Raw genomic sequence first — 5,526 nt, forward strand, 5'->3', positions numbered from 1 at the left:
TTCCACCTTATGGATAATCAACAGGCGTGATAAACAATTTCTGAACCATACATAAAGAGGACTATGATAAGCATAAGCCAATCAATAGTCCTCAAAGTTTATTATGCTTTTGCTTTTCTTCTATAAACCATAATCCCAATTCCAATAAGGATTAAAGCAATACCTGCAAATTGTGTACCCATTCTTGTTTGCTCTCCTGTTTGGGGTAATACATTACGTGGTTCCAGCAAAGATGTTTCATCAGTATCTGGGTTCCTTGCAGTATTTGGATTATTTACGGATACTAAATCGCCTGGAATATTTGGAACTCTCGGATGATTTGACTCATCTGGGGTGTTTGAACCTTCCGAATGATTCGGTTCACCCGGGTTGTTCGGCTCTCCTGAATAATTTGGCTCGTCTGGATTGTTTGGATCTCCCGGATTATTCGGTTTGTCTGGGTTGTTTGGAGTTGCCGGATCATTCGGCTTGCCTGGTTCCGGATCACGCGATTTGTCCCGTCCTCCTTCTCCTGAGCCTCCTGAACCTCCTGAACCTCCCGGACTATTCGGGTTGTTTGTTTTTGTTAAATCTAACACCTTAATTTGTTCTTTCTCGATGATAAATTCAATTGGCTTACTATCCAGTACATAACCTGAAGGAGCTTTTACCTCAATAAGCTGATAGTAGCCTTCGGAAAGGTTTTCTTCATAAATTACGCCATTTCCGTCTGTTGTTAATTTATCTTTCCCTTCAACAAGTGCATACTCGTCTGTCTTCAATTTCTTGTACATTAGTTTGAATACGGCATCTTTCAGACCAATATGCGGATTGTTTGTGTCGACTTTTTTCAATTTGAATGCACGAATAATTTTATTGTTTTTAATCGTTACATCATTTTTTTCTTTATCGATTTTAACGGTAAGATTTCCTTCCGTTTTATCAATTGCATATCCTTTTGGAGCAGTTACTTCTTTTAGTGTGTATTGATCATAAGGCAGGTTCTCAAAGGTGGCTTTTCCATCTGCACCAGTTGTTTTTGTTGCAACTTCCTCTTCCTTACTATTGTAAAGTTTAAACACAGCCCCTTCTAATACAACCTTTTGATTGGCTGCATCCACTTTAACAACAGTTAGATTTCCTTTTCCTCTTTTGTTTTCCTTCTCAACTTTAACTATAGAGGTCTGGTTATCTACAATCGTAAATTCTACTGGCGTATTATCTAACAAATAATGTTCTGGGGCCTTTGTTTCGATGAACCGGTATTCCCCAGCCTTAAGGTCAGCAACAACGATTTTACCATCTTCATCAGTTGTATGTGTACCTACTTTGATAAAATCCGAGCCTTCTTTACGTTGAAGTTCAAATTCTACACCTTTAAGTTTGAAGGCTTTGCCATCCTTATCTTTATCATCACCAAATTTTGTTAATTCAACTGCTTGCTTAATTTTTTCATTGGCGATTTCTACTGTGTTGTCTGCTTTATTGATTTCAACCGTTTTTGTATCATTAATTCCCACAACATAGCCTTCAGGTGCTTTGTCTTCTTTTAAAAGATACTCGCCGTACAGAAGCCTATCAAACGTTACCTTACCTTTAGCGTCAGTTGTCGCTGTCTTAATAACTGCCTTACTTTCTGAATCAATAAGCGAGAAGGTTGCACCTTCAAGCTTTTTCTTATTACCGTTTTCACCAGCTTTAGCATCAACCTTAATTACTTCCAATTTACCAACTTCGCCACTCCCAGTACCAGAGCCTGTTGTTCTTTTTACGATAATAGTGGATGTAGATTTGGTAGTTTCAGTGGTAATTTGGTCACCTGTAAACTTAATATCGTTATTAACCTTATCTCCTACCTTGGCAAGAATAAGAGATTGATACTCTAAAATATACGGTTTGTCGATATCTTTTTTGAAAACAAGCTCAAAGCCATCATTGTTAAATTCAAGTGTATAATCGACACCTTGTTCTAATTCCGTCCCTTTCGTCACTTTTCCGTTCTCAGCTACTGAGGTAGCGTACAGATGGAAAGACTGCTCAAGCAGTGATTGATTCTCACTTGGTTTATCGACTACTTTTGCATTTGACACTTTCGATTGCCCAAAGTTGATTTCAACCTTCCAATCGATAATTTTTCCGTTTTGCTCACCAGATTTTCCCGTATACTTTCCTCCATGCGGCACAGATACACTCGCTGAAAGATCGGTTACTTTATCCTCACCATCTTTAAGTGTCGCTGTGTTGTCATACTTATCTTTAATGAGCTGATCGTTCAAGTTTGTTTTATACTCGATTAAGTACGCAGATTTAATCTCGTTTAGAAAGCTCACTTTAAAACCTGGCTTACCATTTGGATCCCAATCAATTTTATAGTCGCTATTTTCAATAGCTTCTTCCCGTTTCGTTCCATTCTCTCCGCCTGTTAAGGTCATTTTAAAGACCTTTAAGGACTTACGGTCAATTACTTGGTTACCAAGGATTTCATCCTCAACAGATGCTTTTTCAAGGGTCTTAAGATTATAGTTAATCCCAATATTCCAGGTGATCTCTTTAGTAACAGCGTTATACTTACCATTTTTAAAGCCATTGGATTGTGTGTAAGAATCTGGTGTGAATGTTGCGGTTGATTTTTTTGTTTTCTCCTCACCATTCTCATCAATCCACGTAATAACTGCCTCATTCTCTAAATAGTTTTTCGTTTTGTCAGTTCGAGCTTCATAATTAAATGTTGTTTTATACTCGATATAATGCCGATCATTAATCTCGTGTAGAAACTCAATTTCAAAACCATTTTCGCCCTTATTGACTAAACGATAATCTTCATCGATTTTCAAAATTCCTTTTGTATTGCTGATTTTAAGTGTATCCGGAATCAATACAAGCCCCTTATTCGGAAATGTATCTGCTAGCTTCACATTTTTCATTAAGTGACTGTCTACATTGAAAGAGATACCCCAGGTTGTTGTTTTTTCCTTATAATCTGTTTTGTCTTTATAGTTTGATTTGTATAAGATTTGTTGATAAATCTCTTTCGTTCCTTTAGCCTTTTTGTCGCCTGCTTCTACTTCGTTTGTGATTTTTTCACTATCGAAAATGCGATCTTTTGCTTTTGTTTGATAGGTAATTTTATAGGCTTCGTTAATATCCTGATTGAATTGAAGCCAGAAGCCGTTTTTATTCCCTTCAGATTTTGGAGTGACCGTGTAATTTGTAAACACTTCTCCTGATCCGCTTTCATTACCATTTTCATCAATTATTACTTTCTTTACTACAAATGAGCCATCTATCAGTTCCTGCGTGTTGTTGAAGAAATCCTTCAACAGCGCATTTGCTTGCGCGATAGACTTTTCATTATAATTGTATTTGATTTCCCATGTGATGATTTGGGTTGCTGGATCATAATTTGCCGATTTTTTCTCTAAAGCAACACCACGTTTAACGCCTACTGATGCGCTCGCTTCTTTATCCGTAAAACCATCGCCTGATAAAACCGCTTTGTTTACAAATTCCGTCTTATCTTGATCTATCACCTTTGTTGTGTAGACGACACGATAGGCTGTTGAAATATCTCCAAAATTGATTTCGAAATCTTTACCATCTGTTTTTCCGATTGTAAATCCAGATGTAACTTCATTGCCTTGTTCAACAGTACCATCTAATTTCGTAATCAACTTATAAACCTTAATCGAACCCTCTTGTAGTTCGAGCCCGTCTGGAATCGGGTCTTTTAGGACAGCATTTTTGATCGGGTCTAGGCTTTTATTGAAGTTAACCGTCCACTCAATGCTTTCCGTATTGTAGGATTTATTTGGAATTCCCTGCTTATCAATGGTCGAGCCATTTGGATGGAATGTAATCGGTATGTCCTTTGATACTCCACCTACAATTGGAATTACTTTAACTATTTTGTCTTCTGTTACAACAACTTTTTCACTTATTTTCGATAAAACTTCCATCGTTCCGCTAATATTTGAACGCTTTTCGATGAAATCATTAAAAACCACTGTAACTAATCCATTCATGTCAACAGAGAATGTTCCTATTGCCTCACCATTAAATAACAGTGGTTCGTTTGTAATGGCCTCATACACCACAAGTTCTTTGGGAAGGTTGAATTTGTAAGTTGCTCCAGCCGTGTAGCCATGATTATTTTTAAGTGCCCATTTGTATTTCACTGCAATAATGGTCTCTCGATCAACGCTTCCTGCCTCATTACCATTTTTATCTTCAAAAGTTAATTCGGCATCCGTTAAAATATTCTCGGTTATTTCCGTATTGGCAACTGGTAAAGCAGGTTCCTGTTGTACAGTTTCTTCAACTGTTTTCGGTTCTTCTGGATTGGAACCGCCCGGTACTACATTACTATCTTCTTTAGAACCCGGAACTTCCGCATCCTTTCCTTCGTTTGCACTGTTATCTTTGTTAGAATCCGGTTTTTCTGTATCCTTAGGTTCGTTCGTGCTGTTATCTTCCTTAGAACCCGGGCTTTCTGCATCTTTTGTTTCATTTGTAGCTTCTTTACTTGTTTCGTCCGATGCATTTTGGGATTCATTGACAGAAGCGAGTGCATGATCCACATTAGCACTTACTGCCAAAGGCCCCATAAAGCTATGCACAATGAGTAGAATCATTAGTAGAATGACACGACTTCTTTTCATAGCAACCTCCATGCTATTATCCTTTATTCTTTAATTTTGCCTGCACAATTAATCTATCTGTCGGATTCTTTTTACCGATGGGTGTACATGTTACTAAAGTTAAATATGGCTCCTTTTTGTCTGTAAGAACTCCCACTTCTTTACGATCCACGACAAATGTTCGCACAATGACAAATTCATAAATATTTGTTTTTGTCTTTATTTCAATTTCATCGTTAGGCGCAAGCTCATCTAACCGGTTAAATAACCTGCCATGGGTTACTGCACGATGTCCTGCCAGCCCAACATTATTAATTCCAAATTCCTTTTCGGGTTCAATCATGCCAATTCCCTTGCTTAATGAAGTTTCGTTTGCCCCTTCAAAAATCAGCATTTGTAAATCTATTTTAGGAATTCGGATAACCCCTCTTGCTCCGTCTAGCCATTCTATTTGGTCTTGAGCTTGATTTGCTTGTACTTCTGTTGTTGAAGCAGTTTCTAAATGTGCGCTTGTGTTACCTAGCTGCTCGAAAGCTTCAATCAGTTCCTTTTGCTTGGCATCTAAAATTTCCTTTTCAATTTGAGGATAAAAAAGTAAGAATAAACCTGTAATTAAAAATCCCACACTCCATGCCATGCGCAACTTCCTATCCCCTTCCTAAATCATTTTCATGTACATCTTCTCCTCCCTATGTCCCTGTAGTTTCAAAAGTCCATTGCGGAATTTTCAGAATCGATCCCTGTTCACTTGCTGAAGTTCTGTAGTGTATATACAGTCTGTGCCAAGTAAAATGTCGAGACTTTGAAGTAAAAATACGTATTCACAGTATATATAGGTAATCTGTACATTTTCTGTACAGTTTCAAGGGTGTTGATTATCCATAGATGGATAGAAAAGAGTGACGCGTAC

Annotated in this window: 2 protein-coding genes; both read right to left on the reverse strand. The window is 37.6% G+C overall.

The window, feature by feature from the left end:
* Positions 1–101 precede the first annotated feature (101 nt).
* Entirely contained in the window at positions 102–4,637 is a 4,536-nt protein-coding gene (locus HMPREF0083_RS04620; RefSeq protein ID WP_051354532.1) for a collagen binding domain-containing protein, read from the reverse strand.
* 16 nt (positions 4,638–4,653) lie between these two features.
* The gene (locus HMPREF0083_RS04625; RefSeq protein WP_021619917.1) at positions 4,654–5,253 is read right to left on the reverse strand and encodes a class D sortase; all 600 of its coding nucleotides are present in this window, start codon (positions 5,251–5,253) and stop codon (positions 4,654–4,656) included.
* Between the last annotated feature and the right edge of the window lie 273 nt (positions 5,254–5,526).

The sequence above is a fragment of the Aneurinibacillus aneurinilyticus ATCC 12856 genome, assembly GCF_000466385.1.
Taxonomy (GTDB): domain Bacteria; phylum Bacillota; class Bacilli; order Aneurinibacillales; family Aneurinibacillaceae; genus Aneurinibacillus; species Aneurinibacillus aneurinilyticus.

What these genes read in the sequence shown, in the direction of transcription:
- HMPREF0083_RS04620 (WP_051354532.1), bottom strand. Translation starts at nt 4,637, where the DNA reads ATGAAAAGAAGTCGTGTCATTCTACTAATGATTCTACTCATTGTGCAT.
- HMPREF0083_RS04625 (WP_021619917.1), bottom strand. Translation starts at nt 5,253, where the DNA reads ATGGCATGGAGTGTGGGATTTTTAATTACAGGTTTATTCTTACTTTTT.